Source organism: Microbacterium testaceum StLB037, assembly GCF_008763945.1.
Lineage (GTDB): Bacteria > Actinomycetota > Actinomycetes > Actinomycetales > Microbacteriaceae > Microbacterium > Microbacterium testaceum_G.
Genome location: NZ_VTQH01000001.1, coordinates 1,741,139 through 1,756,294 on the forward strand (window position 1 = coordinate 1,741,139; position 15,156 = coordinate 1,756,294).

The following is a 15,156-nucleotide window of genomic DNA, read 5'->3' on the forward strand; positions in this document are numbered from 1 at the left end:
CGCGCATCCTCAGGCGGGAGGGGGCGGATGCCGCTGAGTTTGTGCAGATTGCTGAGCTTGTGCCGCGGTTTCACAATCTCAGCGATTCGCGCAACCTCAGGCGAGAGCGGGCGGATGCCGCTGAGTTTGTGCAGATTGCTGAGCTTGTGCCGTGGCTGGACGCGCGGCAGCCGCAACCTCAGCGATTCGCGCATCCTCAGGCGGGAGGGGGCGGATGCCGCTGAGTCTGTGCAAATCGCTGAGGATGCGCGAGGGCGCGGGCGCGAGCGGGTTTTCACAACCTCAGTGATTCGCGGACTCTCAGCCACATCGGGGCGGATGCCACTGAGCTTGTGCAGATCCCCGAGGATGCGCACCCGGCGCACCGCCCCCGGGTCACCGGCAGTACGGCCGGCCGAACCCGAAGAGCACGCCGCCGACGGGCGCGCTCTCGCCCGACTCGGCCGACCACTGTTCGCCGATATTCGTGCGCACGGTCACCCGGTCGGTGCGGAACAGCGAGTACGAACCGTCGTTCGGGACGCGAGCGGCGCGGGCCCACGGGGGGATGCCGCTGGCCACGACGCGGCCGTTGACGAGCAGATCGAAGCTCCGGGGCTCCCACCCCTCGTACGCCCAGGTCACCACGGCCCCGCCGTCGTTGTAGCAGCCCAGCGCCCGGGGAGGGGACACGCGGCCGGCGGCGACGGTTCCGGATGCCGAGGAGGGATCGCTGAACGAGGCCGAGGCTGGAGTGCTCACGGTGACGCCCGCGATCGCGAACGCGACCGCGAACCCGAGCGCGCGCCCCACCCGACGCGACCGGGAGGCCCGGGCGCGGAGGGCACGGCGGGTGAGCGGCTGGGCGTGGGCGGCGTCGTCGTGCGGCGGGGTCGGTTCGTCGGGGTCGTCGTCTACGCCCCGGCGCAGCGCGACGGCGAGGCACAGGGCGAAGCCGGCGACGGTGGCGGCGAGCGGCACGGCATCGCCGGTGCGGAGCCACGTGATGGGCAGACCGATCCACGGCACCCGGAGCACCCCGACGCCGAGGACGGCGTCGGGGTGCAGCGGTGTGGAATCGACGCCCGGATTGGCGTCGCCCTTCGTGACGAGGGCGCCCTGATCATCGAGGTGGTCGATGCGATGCAGGCGCAGGCGGTCGACCCAGTCGGGGTCGGTCGCGAGCACGACGCGTCCGGGGAGGAGGGCCTCACGCGGAACGGGTCGCGACACGACGACGTCTCCCACCTGGATAGCGGGCGTCATCGACGCCGTCATCACGGTGGTCGGCAGCCACCCCAGGGCGACGGGAGCCGCCGCCCAGAAGGCCAGTGCGAGCACCAGCGTCACGACCGCCCGCGCCGCCGCCACCCCCGCGAGGAGGAGGATGCGACGAGAGCGCATCGGCTCAGCTGTTCTGCGCTTCCCAGACGAACGAGGTCGACGCGGTGCCGCCCTGGACCGTGTTCGGCGCGTCGTCGGCGAGCTTCCACGAGATGCGGAACGTACGCGCCTCGCTTCCCGCGCCGCTCGGGTTCCAGGTCGCGGCTCCCGAGCCGAACGACGAGTGCGCGCCGGCGAAGCCGGAGAGACGGCCGTCGAAGACGGTGCTCTCGCCCGTGAAGCCGTTGCACGTGCCGTAGCCGCCGCCGGTACCCTGCTCGACGCGCAGGATCAGGTGGTCGGCCAGGCCCTCGCTCTGCGTGAAGTCGGCGGCGTAGAGGCGGACCTGCGAGGCCAGGGTTCCGGTCGAGGTGACGGCGATGCAGTTCGTCCCTCCGTCGCCGGGCTTGGCGTTCCCCGCGGTGAACAGGGCACGACCGGCGTCGTCGTCGTTCAGCTGGACGGTCCCCGCCCGCCAGCTGTTCTGTTCGTTCGAGGTGGTGTCGGAGAAGGCGGCGTACGAGCTCGTCGAGACCAGGATGCCCGCTGCGACGACAGCCGCAGGAAGAGCGATCGCGGTGGCAATACGAGAGGAACGGCGAGTGAACTTCGGCATGATGGATCTCCCCACGAGATCGGTGTGCGTATCGGACACACGAAAGATAGGGGAGCGGAGTGGCGGGGGTCGGGTCGGGCCTCTGGCTTGACAAGCCCGCCGCGTCCATGGCATCCATTCTTCTGAATGGACTACGCGGCGTGCGCCTCGCTGCCCTCGCGCCGTCGCGCGCCCGCGCCGAGGGTCAGGGTCGACGCGAGACCCAGCGTGAGGAACGCGGCCGCGGTGAACGCCGCGGCGCGGGTGCCGTCGCTGAAGGCTGCCCGCGCATCGACGGCGAGATCCTGGGTGTCGGGCGAGGCGCCGAGGCCCGCGATCGCGGCTCCCGCGCTGTCGACCACCTGCGAGACCACCTGATCGCGCGCAGCCGCGGGGATCCCGCGATCGTCGAGGGTGGATGCCAACACCCCCGCCGTGGTCGAGAAGAGCACGGTGCCGAGGATCGCGACGCCGAGCGCTGCGCCGAGCTGACGAGAGGTCGACTGCGTGCCGGAGGCCTGGCCGCTCGCGGAGGGCGGCACGTCGGCCAGGACGACCCCGGTGAGCTGCGCGGTCGCCAGGCCCACACCGAGTCCGTAGACGAAGAGGAAGGGGATGAGCGGTCCCCAGGTGGCATCCGGCCCGATGGTGAAGGCGACGCCTGCGACGCCGATGATCTCGGCGAGGAGGCCGCCGCGCACGACCCAGACGGGGGCGACTCGACCGCTGAGGGCGCCCGCGACCCCGCTCGCCACGAACGAGCCGATGGCCAGGGAGAGCAGCAGCAGACCGGTCTGCAGGGCATCGAAGCCGACGACGAACTGCAGCCAGAGGGGAAGCGCGAGGATGATGCCGAACTCGCCGAGCGAGACGACGGCCGCCGCGATGTTGCCGTTGCGGAAGGACGTGATGCGGAAGAGGTTGAACGCGAGCAGCGTCGACAGCCCGGCGCGCTGGCGGCGCAGGCCCCATGCGATGAACGCAGCGAGGGCGATCAGGGCCACGGTGAAAGCGACCGGAACGGGCGAGAGGGAGAAGGGCCAGGTCCAACCCCCGAGCGAGGGGACCTGATCGACGGTCCACCAGCCGTAGGTGCGGCCCTCGATGAGGCCGAAGACGAGCGGGGCCATCGTGAGGACAGAGAGCAGGGCGCCGACCCCGTCGATGCGTTGGACCTTTTCGCTGCGGGATTCCGCGACGGTGAGGGCGACGCCGATCACGATGATGACACCGAGGGGGATGTTGATGCCGAAGGCCCACCGCCACGAGAACGCGGTGGTGAGCCAGCCGCCGAGGAGGGGGCCGACCGCCGCCATGCCACCGATCGTCGAGCCCCACACGGCAAAGGCGATGCCGCGCTCCCGGCCGCGGAAGGTGGCGTTGATGATCGACAGGGTCGTCGGCAGGATCATCGCGCCGCCGACTCCCTGGACCAGTCGCGACGCGATGAGCAGGCCGCCGGTGGGGGCGAGGGCTGCGGCGATCGAGGCCGCGGCGAAGATGACGACGCCCAGCAGCATGAGGCGGCGGCGCCCGAAGCGGTCGGCCAGGCTGCCGAAGACCAGCAGGAACGACGCGAAGACGAGGGTGTAGGCCTCTTGGACCCACTGCACCTCGGTCGACGAGATCTTCAGCTCTTCGACGATCGAGGGCACGGCGACGTTGACGATCGTCGAGTCGACGATGATCAGCGACACGGCGATGCTGATGAAGACGAGCCCCGCCCAGCGGCGCCCGGCCAATTTCTCACTCATGTCGCTAGCTTATCTAGCTATATCGCTGTACGGGAGGGCTTGCGCGCACGCGAAAACACCCCCTCGCGGCGGCGGGCAGAGACGCTCAGGCGCCGTGCCGCGGGCGGGGCGTCGCTCGGGGTGCGCGTTCTCCCGGGGGCAGGGGGATCGGCGTCGTCCCCGCGACCTCGTCGCTGAAGTCCTCGGGCTCGGGCGCGACGGTCGCGATCGGTCGCGTCTCGTCGAGCGTGAGGCGGAACCGCTTGGTCTCGTGGCGGTGCAGGCGACCCGACATCGCCGTCCAGGTCGCGCCGATGCCGCAGGCGGTGAACGCGACGACCGCGGCCAGGGCGATGGCCACGCGCGGGCCGAACTCCGCGGCCACGGCGCCCACGATCGGTGCGCCCACCGGGGTTCCGCCGAGCAGGATCGCCATGTAGAGCGCGAGCACGCGACCGCGCAGCACGGGGTCGGTCGTGGTCTGCACGTATCCGTTCGCGGTCGTCAGGGTCGTGACCACGCAGAATCCGGTCAGCACGAGCGTGGCCGCGTACGCCCCGTAGCTCGGGGCGAAGACCGAGAGGGTGGATGCCACGGCGAAGCCGCCCGAGCCGACGATCACCACCCGCATCCTCGCGCGTTCGCGTCGTGCGGCCAGCAGGGCACCCGCGAGCGAGCCGATCGCGACGAAAGAGCTCAGAAGGCCGAAGCCGTCGGCGCCGCGCCCGAACTCGAGCGCCATGGTCGAGGCGAAGATCGGGAAGTTCATGCCGAAGGCGCCCAAGAGGAAGACCATCACGAAGATGACCACCAGATCGGGGCGCCGCGCGACGTAGCGGAAGCCGTCGGCCAGGCGAGCGGGACCGCCGCGGCGGTGGCGGGCGACGAGCTCGTGTGGACGCATGACGAACAGCGCCGCGAGCATGGCGAGGAAGGTGAACGCGTTGACGAGGAAGACCCACCCCGTCCCGACGAGCACGATCATGACGCCGGCGGCGGCAGGGCCGATCAGGCGGGCCATGTTGAAGGACGCGGCGTTCAGCGCCACGGCGTTGGAGGCGTTCTCCTGCGAGACGAGGTCGGAGACGAAGGCCTGCCGCGCCGGGTTGTCGAACGCCGTGACGACACCCAGGGCCAGCGCGAAACCGAACATCAACGGCAGGGTCATCGCCCCACTGAGCAGCAGGATGCCGAGCGACACGGCGAGCAGCAGCAAGGCACTCTGCGTGCACATGATGAGCTTGCGGCGATCGAATCGGTCGGCGACCCACCCGGTCACGCTCACCAGCAGCAGCGGGGGAGCGAACTGCAGGGCCATGGTGACGCCCATGGCGGCGGCGTCGTTGTCGGTCAACTGGGTGAGGACGACCCAGTTCTGGGCCGTGGACTGCATCCAGGCGCCGACGTTCGAGACGAGTGCTCCGATGAACCAGACGCGGTAGTTGAAGATCGACAGCGACCGGAACATCGACGTGCTCATCTGTCGGCCACCTTCCTCATGATCGTCGTGGCGCGGGCCAGCACCTGTCGTTCCTCGGGGGTGAGATCGGCGAGCGCCTCCTCGACGAAGGCGTCTCGGCGTCGGACCGTCTCGTCGACGATCCGACGCCCCAGGTCGGTGAGGTCGATCGTCACGCGGCGTCGGTCAAGCTCGTCGGGAATGCGGGTGAGGTACCCCGCCTCCTCGAGGAGCGACACCGTGCGGTTCATCGACGGCGCGGTGACGCGCTCACGGTCGGCCAGTTGGCCGAGCGTGTGCGCGCCGTGCACCGTGAGGGCCGCGAGGACGGCGAACTGCCCGTCGCTCATCGTATCGACGGCGCGCTGCGCCCGAAGGCGACGTGCCAGCCGAAACGTGGCCATCCGCAGCTCGGAGGCTGCGGCGCTGTGGTCAGAATTCAGGTCGGGAAGGGGGGATTCGTCGACGCGGTCATTCATGTTCCTGACGGTCAGGGTATCTCATTAGCCTTGCTAACGGAATGGCGGAGCGCCTCTTCACCGAGGCCGCCGCCCTAGACTCCCCCCATGCCCGAGTACGTCGACGCCTACGGCATCCCGATCGTGTACGACGTCTACGAGGCGCCCCAGCCCCGCGCGGTCGTGCAGCTGCTGCACGGCGTGGGCGAGCACGCCGGACGCTACGGCGCATTGATCGACGCGCTCGTCGCGGCCGGGTATTCGGTCTACGCCGACGACCATCGCGGTCACGGGCGCACGGGGCTGCGTCAATGGGGCGGCGACCACGGCAAGCTCGGCCGACTCGGCCCGGGCGGCCTCGGTGCCGCTCGCGATGCCGTCTGGACGCTCACGCAGCGTATCCGCGAGGAGCACCCGGCGCTTCCGCTCGTGCTGCTCGGGCACTCGTGGGGTTCGTTCCTCGCGCAGATGCTGCTCGACCGGCATCCTGAGGCCTTCGATGCCGTCGTGATGACAGGTTCGGCGCTGCGGCTGCCCGGCTCGCTGAACGCGGGTGACCTCAACGCCCCGTGGAAGCACCTCGGCGGCTCCGGGATGCAGTGGCTCTCGAGCGACGAGCAGGTGGGCCGCGACTTCGTCGCCGATCCTCTGACCACGTCGACGCCCCTCGCGCGGCTGTTCGGCCCCCTCGAGACGCTCAAGCTGCTAGGGCGCCCTCGACGCGACCTCGGCCGCGACGTGCCGATGCTGCTGATGGTGGGGCGCGATGACACCGTGGGCGGCCCCCGCAGCGTGCACCGCCTCGCCGACGCGTACCGGCGGCGGTCGGGCCTGACCGACGTGATGACCCTGGTGTATCCCGGGGCGCGGCACGAGATCTTCGCCGAGCGCGAGCAGGCGGCGGTGCGCGCCGATCTGCTGGCGTGGCTCGATGCGCGCATCCCGTGTCGCGTCTGACCGCGCGGGGCTGTTCGTCGACGTGCGCACTCGTTCGAACATGTGAAATAACAAAAATACTCATTACTCACACGTCGTGATCTAAGCGTTACTCGCGCGAATTGACCTCGTCGCGCTGACCGGCGAAGCTGAAGTCGCCGAAAGCGGGATAAACCGCCTCGATCGGGCCACCTGGTCCCTCATCGCCGAGGAAAGCGCACATCGACGTGACGACTCTAGACACACAAAAAAGCACACAAGCAAACAAAAACGCACGTCGGGCCAGTCGGCCCGAGCGTCTCGGAAACGGGATGTTCGCCGTGCTGCTGGTGGTGCCGGGCATGGCGCTCATGGCGGTCGTCGTCGCATACCCCCTCGTCTCGGCGCTGGTCACCGCGTTCTTCAAGCAGAGTCTCGTGCTGCCCGGGCGCGAGTTCGTCGGCTTCCATAACATCGCCGACGTGCTGCAGGACGACTTCCTTCGCCTGCTCGGACAGACGCTCGTCTTCACCCTGGGCACGACCATCGCCCCCTTCGTGATCGGATTCGCCCTCGCGCTCGCGCTGAACACGCAGATTCGCGGGTCGAAGGTGTTCCGCGGCCTGATGCTCATCCCCTGGCTCGTGCCAGGCGTCGTGGTGTCGTTCCTGTGGATGTGGATCTTCAACGCCAACTACGGCGTCATGAACGCGATCCTCGAACCGCTCGGGGTCTCGCCCCAGGCCTGGCTCGCGCAGCCCGGAACCGCGATGTTCGCTGTGATCGTCGCCAAGACCTGGCAGTCCTTCCCTTGGATGATGGTCATGCTCCTTGCGGGCCTGCAGACCGTGCCGCGCGAGCTGCACGAAGCCGCCGAGATGGACGGCGCGGGAACGGTCCGCCGCTTCTTCTCGATCACCGTCCCGCAGATCGGCGGGATCATCGGCCTGGTGCTGCTGCTGGAGTTCATCTGGAACTTCCAGCACTTCGACATCATCTACGTGCTCACCGGCGGCGGCCCCGCCGGCTCCACCGAGACCTTCGCCACCTCGGTGTACGAGACCGCCTTCCACGGCTTCGACCTCGGCCGCGCCGGCGCGCTCGGCCTGCTGTGGCTCGTCCTGCTGATGGCGCTCGTCGTCGTCTACGTCCGATTCTCCGAGAGGAGTGAGAAGCGATGACCAGCACCGCCCTCCCCACCGTCGCCCCCGCCCCCGAGGCCCCGCCCGTCGTCGTCGACGCTCCCGCGCGTCGCCGCCGACGCCAGAGCTCAGGCCTGCGCTCCGATCGTCCGGGCGTGCGCCTCGCGTCATGGGCCGCGCTGATCGTGTGCGGCGGGTTCGCGCTGCTGCCGGTTTACTGGCTGCTCGCGACCTCGCTCACCCCTCGCGATCAGGTGTTCTCGTACCCGCCGAAGCTGTTCCCCACCGAGATCACCTTCGACGCCTACATTTCGCTGACCTCCAACCCGCAGCTGTTCACCTACCTGCAGAACAGCGTGATCGTCTCGGTCATCACGGCCCTGCTCTCGGTGATCGTGTCGGCCTACATGGGCTACTCGTTCTCGAAGTTCCGCTACCGCGGTCGCCGGCAGCTGATGTACTTCGTGCTGGCTTCGCAGATGTTCCCGCAGGCCCTGTTGCTGGTCACCCTCTACAGCGTGTTCAGCGCCTACGGCCTGCTCAACACCTACACCGCTCTCGTGCTGTCGTTCACAACCTTCACGCTGCCGCTGTGCGTCTGGATGCTGAAGGGCTTCTTCGACACCATCCCCGACGAGCTCATCGAGGCCGCCCGCGTCGACGGCGCCTCGCGGCTGCGCACCATCCACTCGATCGTGCTGCCGCTGGCGGCCCCCGGGCTCGTCGCCGCCGGACTGTTCGCCTTCGTCCGCGGCTGGAACGACTTCATCTTCGCCCTGACGCTCGCCGGTCCCGACAAGCAGACGCTCCCGCCCGGACTCGTCAACACCTACGTCGGCGAGGCGGCCACCGCCTGGCCCGAACTCATGGCGGCATCGCTCGTGGTGTCGCTCCCCGTGGCCGTGGCGTTCATGCTGCTGCAGCGGTACCTGGTCAGCGGTATGACGGCCGGCGCCGTCAAGGGCTGACCCCGACTTCTCTCTCTGCTCGCCCTGTCAAGGAGGACACCTATGTCTACGTCTCTGCCCAACCCACTCATCACGCGCCGTCGCGCGCTGCAGTTCCTCGGCATCGGTGCCGCGGCCGCCGCCCTCGCCGGATGCGTCCCCACCGGAAGCAGCGGCCCCGCCGCCGGCGCGGCGGGACTGAACGGCACCGACCCCACCGATTTCGCGTTCGCCTCCTGGTCCCTCACCGAGGAGTCCGCCAAGCCGGCGCTCGAAGGCACGCTCTCGTCGTACGAGAAGGCCAAGGGCATCGCGGTCAAGCGCACCGCCTTCCCGTACAACGAGTACATCAACCAGCTCATGCTGCAGGTGACCGGCGGGCAGTTCACCGGCGCCGCGCACGTCGACGTCGCGTGGCTCGGCAGTCTCGCGGCCACCGGGAAGCTGCAGGACGTCTCGGCGTTGGCATCCGGCCGCGGATACACCTCGTCGGCTCTGCAGGCGGCCACGTTCGACGGCGTGCAATACGCCCTGCCGTGGACCATCGGCGCAATCGGCCTGATCGCCAACTCCGAGACCCTCGGCAAGGCGGGCCTGTCGGCCGACGCGTTCCCGACGACGGTCGACGAGTTCGAGAAGGCCCTCGTCTCGCTGAAGGGGCTCGGCGGGGGACTCATCCCTTACGCCGCGTCGACCAAGGCCGCGCAGCTGAAGGACATCCTCATCTGGATGCAGACCTTCGGCAGCCCACTCGTCGACGGAGACACCATCACGATCGGCGACGACGCCAGCGTCGAGGCCGTCACCTGGTACAAGGGCCTCTACGACCAGGGCCTCATCGCCGCCGACGTCGACCGCTTCGACGCCCGCAGCCTGTTCGCCCAGGGACGTGCCGCGATGTACGACGACGCCCCGGTGGGCCGCGGAGCGGTGACCAAGGAGTCGCCGGATGCGAACCTCGCCACCAAACTCGCGCCGGTGTCGCGTCCCGTGCTGAAGAAGGGCGACACCCCGCGCGCCCTCGTCTGGGGCGGCGCGATCGCGGTCGTCAACGGCACCGGTGCTGCGACCGCGGGCGACTTCGCCCAGTACGCCACGAGCGACCTCGACGCCATCCTCGCCGACTACGCGATGCGCGGTCTGCCGCCCGCGACGACCGAGGCGCTGTCGTCGTCGGAGGTCGCCTCCGACGCTTTCGGCGCTCAGTTCAGCGAGCGCATCACCGCGACCGCAAGCTCGAACCCGCTGTGGAAGTTCACCGCTTACTCGCAGATCGAGTCGGCGATCGCCGATCGCGTGCAGGCCGTCCTGATCGGGTCCGCCTCGCCGAAGGACGCCATGAAGCAGGCCGGCGAGGCCGCGCAGAAGCTGGTCGGTTGAGATGAGGATCTTCCGCGGGGGGAGCGCGGTCGCCGTCGCGGCGCTCGCCCTCGGGCTCATCGTCGCGCCCTCGGCGTCGGCGACCGTGAGCTCTGCGACGACCGTCGAAGAGCTCCCCTTCGCCGTCGACTCATCGAACCAGGCGGCATGGTGGAATCCCCTCGACGTGGTCGGCGAGACGACGTTCTTCGCCTTCAACGCCCCGGCCGCCCAGGCTGCTCGACACGAGGTGCACCTCGCCTCTCGCTCCGCGGATGGTGCGTGGACCGAAGGGTGCCTCCGTGCTTCGGCGCAGACGGCGTGCGTCACCTTCGTGGACGACAACGGTCACAACCAACCGTCCATCGTCGTCGACGGCGACGGGATCATCCACGCCTTCGTCTCGATGCACAACGAGCAGTGGAACTACTTCCGCTCCGACACCGCGGGCGACGTCCGCACGATGGTCGACCGGACCGCGACCATGCCCGACCTCGACGTCGACATCACCTACCCGGTCACGGCGCGCGGAGCAGACGGCGACGCCTGGGTGCTGGTGCGAACCGGTACGGATGCCGACGGGGCACGGGAGGGCGTGCTGTATCGCTACGACCGCGCTGCCGGTGCGTGGACGCGAGAGACGTCGATCGCCGCGGCGAAGGGGTACTCCTTCTACCCCGACGACCTCGAGGTGTCGCCCGACGGTCGGGTCCACGTGCTGTGGGAGTGGGGTCCGTTCCCCGCCGACCCGGCGCGGCATCTCGGCTCGTACGCCGTCTACGACCCCGCGACGGGATCGCTCACGGACGCCGCGGGCGCCACGCTGGTCGCCCCGATCACCCCCGCCACGGCGGGATCGGTCGTCTGGCGCCCCTTCGTGCCCGGCGAAAGCATCCGCAGCTACACCCCCGCGGTGCAGTCGGCCAAGCTCGCCCTCGACGGTTCTGCTCTCGCGGGGGTCGCCTACCGATTCGTCGAGGCGGATCGCTCGGCCTACGACGCGCATTTCGCGCGGTGGGACGGCTCGGGATGGGTCGATGAGAAGGTCCTCGACACCGCGGCCCTCGGCGACGGCGTCGCCACCTCGGCAGCGGTCGACGTGACCCGGGCGGGGACGACGACTCGGCTCTACACCGTCGTCACCGCTCAGGTGTGCGGCGAGGTGCGCAGCCGTGCCGTCGTCGCTGAACGTGATGACGCCGCATCGTCGTGGATCTTCGCCGGCATCGGCGAATCGCGCCTCGGGCAGCAGCGTCTGCGCGTCCAGACGCGGTCGACCGACGACGCCGACGTCGTGTACCTCTCGGTGCCGGCCGCGGCTCCCGCCCGGCTCGCGCGGGCGGTTGTCCCGCGCGACGCCGCAGTGGGGCCCGCCACCTCCCTCTCGGCCCTCGTCACCGACCTCCGCGATGACCCGGGAGGGGTCAATGTGGCTCTCGGTGCCACGGCGACAGCCTCGTCGAGCCTGCGGTCCGACACGGGCCCATCCCTCGCCGTCGACGGCGTCTGCACCGACGCCAGCCGATGGATCTCGGCGGCGGGTGACTCCACTCCGTGGATCTCGGTGGACTTCGCTGCGGCGGCGCTCCACGAGGTGCGCGTGCGGAGCGGATACAGCGCGGACACAGGTTCAGCGGCCGTCCTCCGTTCGTTCGAGGTGCAGGTGCACACCGCGGCGGGCTGGACGAGCATCGGTTCCGTCGCCGGGAACACGCAACGCCTGGTGAGCATCCCGGCCACGGGAGCCGTCGCGGACGGGGTGCGCCTGCTGATCAGCGACCCCTCGGCATCCACCACCGACGTCGCACGGGTCTTCGAGATCGAGGCGATCGCCGTGGACTGAGCCCATCGACCTCCCCTCGCACGACACTCGGACGCCCCCGCGTCCCCAGGAAGGACACCCGCAGTATGCGTTCACACACGGCCGACTACGACGTGGTCGTCGTCGGCGGTGGGCTCTCCGGAGTCGCCGCCGCCATCGCCGCCGCCCGGCTCGACCGACGCGTCGCCCTCATCAACAACCGACCGGTGCTGGGCGGGAACTCCTCGTCGGAGGTCCGGGTCTGGGTGTGCGGGGCGACGGCGCATGGCAATCAACGCTGGGCTCGCGAGAACGGGATCATCGGTGAGCTGTACCTCGAGAACCAGTACCGCAATCCCGACGGGAACCCCATCCACTGGGACGATGTCGTGCTGGATGCCGTGCGCGCCGAGCCGAACATCTCGCTGTACCTCAATACCGATGTCCGCGACGTGGTCGCCACGGGCCCCGAGGGGGCGCGTCGCATCGAGTCGGTGACGGGGTGGACCATGGGAGCCGAGACCGAGACGCGCTTCGTCGCCCCGGTCTTCCTCGACTGCACCGGTGATGGGCTCGTCGGTCACCTCGCCGGGGCGCGGGCGCGGCTCGGCAAGGAATCGCGCGGGGAGTTCGACGAGGACTGGGCGCCGGAAGAGGCCGAGCGCACTTTCCTCGGCTCGACGCTGCTGTTCTACACGAAGGACGTGGGGCACCCGGTGCGCTTCGTCGCCCCCGATTCGGCGAAGTCGATCGTCGAGACCCCGATCCCGTCATCGCGCATCATCCGCAGCGGTGACAGCGGCGCGCACTACTGGTGGATCGAGTGGGGCGGTGAGCTCGACATCGTCCACGACAACGAGCGCATCCGCGACGAGCTGCGCTCGGTGATCCTGGGCATCTGGGACCACATCAAGAACTCGGGCGAGTTCGACGCCGAGAATCTCGATCTCGAGTGGATCGGCAACGTGCCCGGCAAGCGCGAGTACCGCCGCCTCGTCGGCGACTACACGCTGCACCAGCGCGACGTGATCGAACAGACGCGCTTCGACGACGGCGTGGCCTTCGGTGGCTGGTCGATTGACCTGCACCCCAAGGAGGGCATGTACGCGACCGGTGCGGGCGCCGTCCAACGTTTCTCGAACGGGGTCTTCGAGATTCCGTTCCGCTCGCTGTACTCCGCCGACGTCGAGAACCTCCTGATGGCCGGGCGCGACATCTCCGCCACGCACATCGCGTTCGGGGCCGCGCGCGTGATGGCCACCTGCGCGGCGATGGGCGAGGCGGCCGGGACCGCGGCATCCCTCGTCCTCGCCCGTCGCACGACCCCGCGGGGGCTTTACGAGAACCACCGCGAGGAGCTCCGTCAGCTCTTGCTGCGTCAGGACGCCCCGCTGATCGGCGTCGTCGATGCCGATCCGGCGAACCTCTCCCTCTCCGCCCGCGTCTCGGCTTCGGGCGTGCGGGCGGGACTCGGCCCGAGCGACACGGCGGTCGCCCGTCCGCATCCGCTCACCGACGATGTCGGCATCGTCGTTCCCGTTCACCCGCGTCTCGACGGGTTCGAGGTGCGTGTCGCCGCCGAGCGGGACGTGGACCTCGTGGTCGAGGTGTGGTCGACGGGGCTCGCGCAGAACGTCGTGCCCGAACACCTCGAGCATGCCGTCACGGTGACCGTGGCCGCGGGAGAAGCGAGGTGGGTGCACGCTCCGGTGCGCTGGGAACCCGAGACTCCGGCGAACGCCGTCATCGTCGTCCGCGCCCAGCCCGGGGTCACCCTCTTCGTGACGGACGAGCTGCCTCCCGGCGTTCTGACTCTGGTCCACACCTCGGACGCCGACGATCAGAACGTGCAGGTGAGCCTCGACGAGCTGCTGGTGCAGTGGCCGACGAAGCCGCTGCGGGGGCGGTCGGTTCAGTTCCGCGTTCCCACCGCATCGGAGGCGTTGGCACCGGAGCGCGCGGTCGGTGGATACCAGCGCCCCTTCGGCGGACCGAACCTGTGGGCCTCGGCACCGGTGACCGAGGCAGAGGCGTGGCTGCGGCTCGAATGGGACCGGCCCGTCGTTGCGCGCGAGATCGTGCTGGTCTTCGACGACGACCCTGACATCGAGCTGAACACCCTTCACCATCACCGCGATCCGCACCTCGTTATGCCCTCGCTCGTCAACACGTACCGGGTCGAGGTCCAGGTGGCTGGGTCCGGGGAGTGGACCGAGGTCGCGACCGTGGCGGACAACCGTCGCCGCCGGCGCAGCCACCCGCTTTTCACCGGAATGGGCGCGATCGACGCCGCCCGCGTGGTCGTGACGGCGACCCACGGCGCTCCGGAGGCCCGCATCGTGGCCTTCCGTGTCCAGGAGTGACATGCCGCGCGATACCGTAGCCCCCAGAACAGACCGCTCGGCGGCGCGCGCGAGCGCCGCCCGGTCCTCGACGAGGAGTCCCGCCATGACCGACACGCCTTCGGCCACGCGGCGGATCTCGCCGCTCTCGCGCCGACAGCGCACCGGGATCATCGCGCTCGCCGTGCCCAATCTCGAGGAGCCCTACTTCGCCGAGCTCACGACCCTGCTGGCGCGCGGGGCCGAGGCGCGCGGGTTGTCGATCCTCATCCAGCAGACCGAGGGCGACCATCAGCGCGAGATCGACGTCGCGAACGGGGTGGGGCTGCCCGAGACCGACGGCCTCATCCACATCCCGCGGTCTCTGACGGTCGGGGACCTCACCCGGCGTACGGATCCGGGACCGCTCGTGCTCCTCGGTGAGCACATCGCGGTGAGCCCCTTCACGCACGTCTCGATCGACAACCGCCGCACGGCTGACCTGGCGACCGCGCATCTCGCCGACGCCGGGTGCCGCCGGGTCGCGTTCCTCGGACCTCGCGTGTCACGCCCCTCGGATGCCGCCGACCAGCGTTTCGCCGGGTACCGCGACGCCGTGTCGCGCCTGGGCCTGGCCGACGACCCGGAGCTCATCGTCGCGGTCGATGCGTTCACCTCCGAAGAGGGTGCGGCGGCGCTGGGCCGACTCCACTCCTCGGGCGTCGCGTACGACGGCGTGGTGTGCTCCAACGACTCCGTCGCTTTCGGCGTGCTCGCGGCTCTGCACGAGCGCGGGCGGGCGGTGCCGAGCGACGTCGCGGTGATCGGCATCGACAACGTGCACGCCGCGCAGTTCTCCGTCCCTGCGCTCTCGTCGGTAGCACCCGACGATCACGGGATCGTCGAAGCGGCGTTCACCGAGCTCGAGCGTCAGATGGCGGCTCGACCCGGCGCGGACGTTCCGGTGCGACACATCGTGGTGGATGCCACGGTGATCGCGCGAGCGAGTACGGCGCGGTGAGCCCGACTCTCGCCGTCCGTTCCCCGCGCGGGGGCGGGCGGGT

At 69.8% G+C, this 15,156-nt stretch carries 13 protein-coding genes; 7 read left to right on the forward strand and 6 right to left on the reverse strand.

Translation table 11 applies throughout. The features are described from left to right. From F9B98_RS16135 to F9B98_RS08145, 6 genes are all read right to left on the reverse strand, one after another. The coding region (locus F9B98_RS16135; protein WP_225310262.1) for a hypothetical protein at nucleotides 1-194 on the reverse strand (194 nt) is incomplete at its 3' end. A 181-nt stretch (nucleotides 195-375) separates the two neighbouring features. Beyond that, the gene (locus tag F9B98_RS08125; protein WP_150955394.1) at nucleotides 376-1,383 is read right to left on the reverse strand and encodes a S24/S26 family peptidase; all 1,008 of its coding nucleotides are present in this window, start codon (nucleotides 1,381-1,383) and stop codon (nucleotides 376-378) included. A 4-nt stretch (nucleotides 1,384-1,387) separates the two neighbouring features. Continuing rightward, the gene (locus F9B98_RS08130; RefSeq protein WP_150955397.1) at nucleotides 1,388-1,978 is read right to left on the reverse strand and encodes a TasA family protein; all 591 of its coding nucleotides are present in this window, start codon (nucleotides 1,976-1,978) and stop codon (nucleotides 1,388-1,390) included. Between the two features lie 131 nt (nucleotides 1,979-2,109). Then, a complete protein-coding gene (locus tag F9B98_RS08135; protein WP_150955400.1) occupies nucleotides 2,110-3,711 on the reverse strand; it encodes an MFS transporter in 1,602 nt (533 codons plus the stop codon). An 85-nt stretch (nucleotides 3,712-3,796) separates the two neighbouring features. Then, complete coding sequence (locus F9B98_RS08140) at nucleotides 3,797-5,170, reverse strand: MFS transporter (RefSeq protein ID WP_150955403.1); 1,374 nt, start codon at nucleotides 5,168-5,170, stop codon at nucleotides 3,797-3,799. Then, nucleotides 5,167-5,553, reverse strand: a complete 387-nt coding sequence (locus F9B98_RS08145; RefSeq protein ID WP_225310263.1) for a MarR family winged helix-turn-helix transcriptional regulator — start codon at nucleotides 5,551-5,553, stop codon at nucleotides 5,167-5,169. The genes F9B98_RS08140 and F9B98_RS08145 overlap by 4 nt, the downstream gene beginning before the upstream one ends. Before the next feature lie 162 nt (nucleotides 5,554-5,715). Between F9B98_RS08145 and F9B98_RS08150 the strand changes: the two genes are divergently transcribed. The 7 genes from F9B98_RS08150 (at nucleotide 5,716) to F9B98_RS08180 (ending at nucleotide 15,113) form a co-directional block, all read left to right on the forward strand. Further along, a complete protein-coding gene (locus tag F9B98_RS08150; protein WP_150955409.1) occupies nucleotides 5,716-6,564 on the forward strand; it encodes an alpha/beta fold hydrolase in 849 nt (282 codons plus the stop codon). A gap of 290 nt (nucleotides 6,565-6,854) precedes the next feature. Then, nucleotides 6,855-7,703: a carbohydrate ABC transporter permease gene (locus F9B98_RS08155; RefSeq protein ID WP_150955411.1), complete on the forward strand. Its 849-nt coding sequence runs from the start codon at nucleotides 6,855-6,857 to the stop codon at nucleotides 7,701-7,703. Further along, nucleotides 7,700-8,632, forward strand: a complete 933-nt coding sequence (locus F9B98_RS08160; RefSeq protein ID WP_074694735.1) for a carbohydrate ABC transporter permease — start codon at nucleotides 7,700-7,702, stop codon at nucleotides 8,630-8,632. Before F9B98_RS08155 ends, F9B98_RS08160 begins: the two co-directional genes overlap by 4 nt. Nucleotides 8,633-8,674: 42 nt before the next feature. After that, complete coding sequence (locus F9B98_RS08165) at nucleotides 8,675-9,991, forward strand: extracellular solute-binding protein (RefSeq protein ID WP_150955414.1); 1,317 nt, start codon at nucleotides 8,675-8,677, stop codon at nucleotides 9,989-9,991. Nucleotide 9,992: 1 nt separating this feature from the next. Continuing rightward, nucleotides 9,993-11,813, forward strand: coding sequence for a BNR-4 repeat-containing protein (locus tag F9B98_RS08170; protein ID WP_150955417.1), 1,821 nt, complete (start codon nucleotides 9,993-9,995; stop codon nucleotides 11,811-11,813). A gap of 65 nt (nucleotides 11,814-11,878) precedes the next feature. Continuing rightward, entirely contained in the window at nucleotides 11,879-14,134 is a 2,256-nt protein-coding gene (locus F9B98_RS08175) for an FAD-dependent oxidoreductase (RefSeq protein ID WP_150955420.1), read from the forward strand. Nucleotides 14,135-14,219: 85 nt separating this feature from the next. After that, nucleotides 14,220-15,113, forward strand: coding sequence for a LacI family DNA-binding transcriptional regulator (locus tag F9B98_RS08180; protein WP_150955423.1), 894 nt, complete (start codon nucleotides 14,220-14,222; stop codon nucleotides 15,111-15,113). Nucleotides 15,114-15,156: the final 43 nt, after the last annotated feature.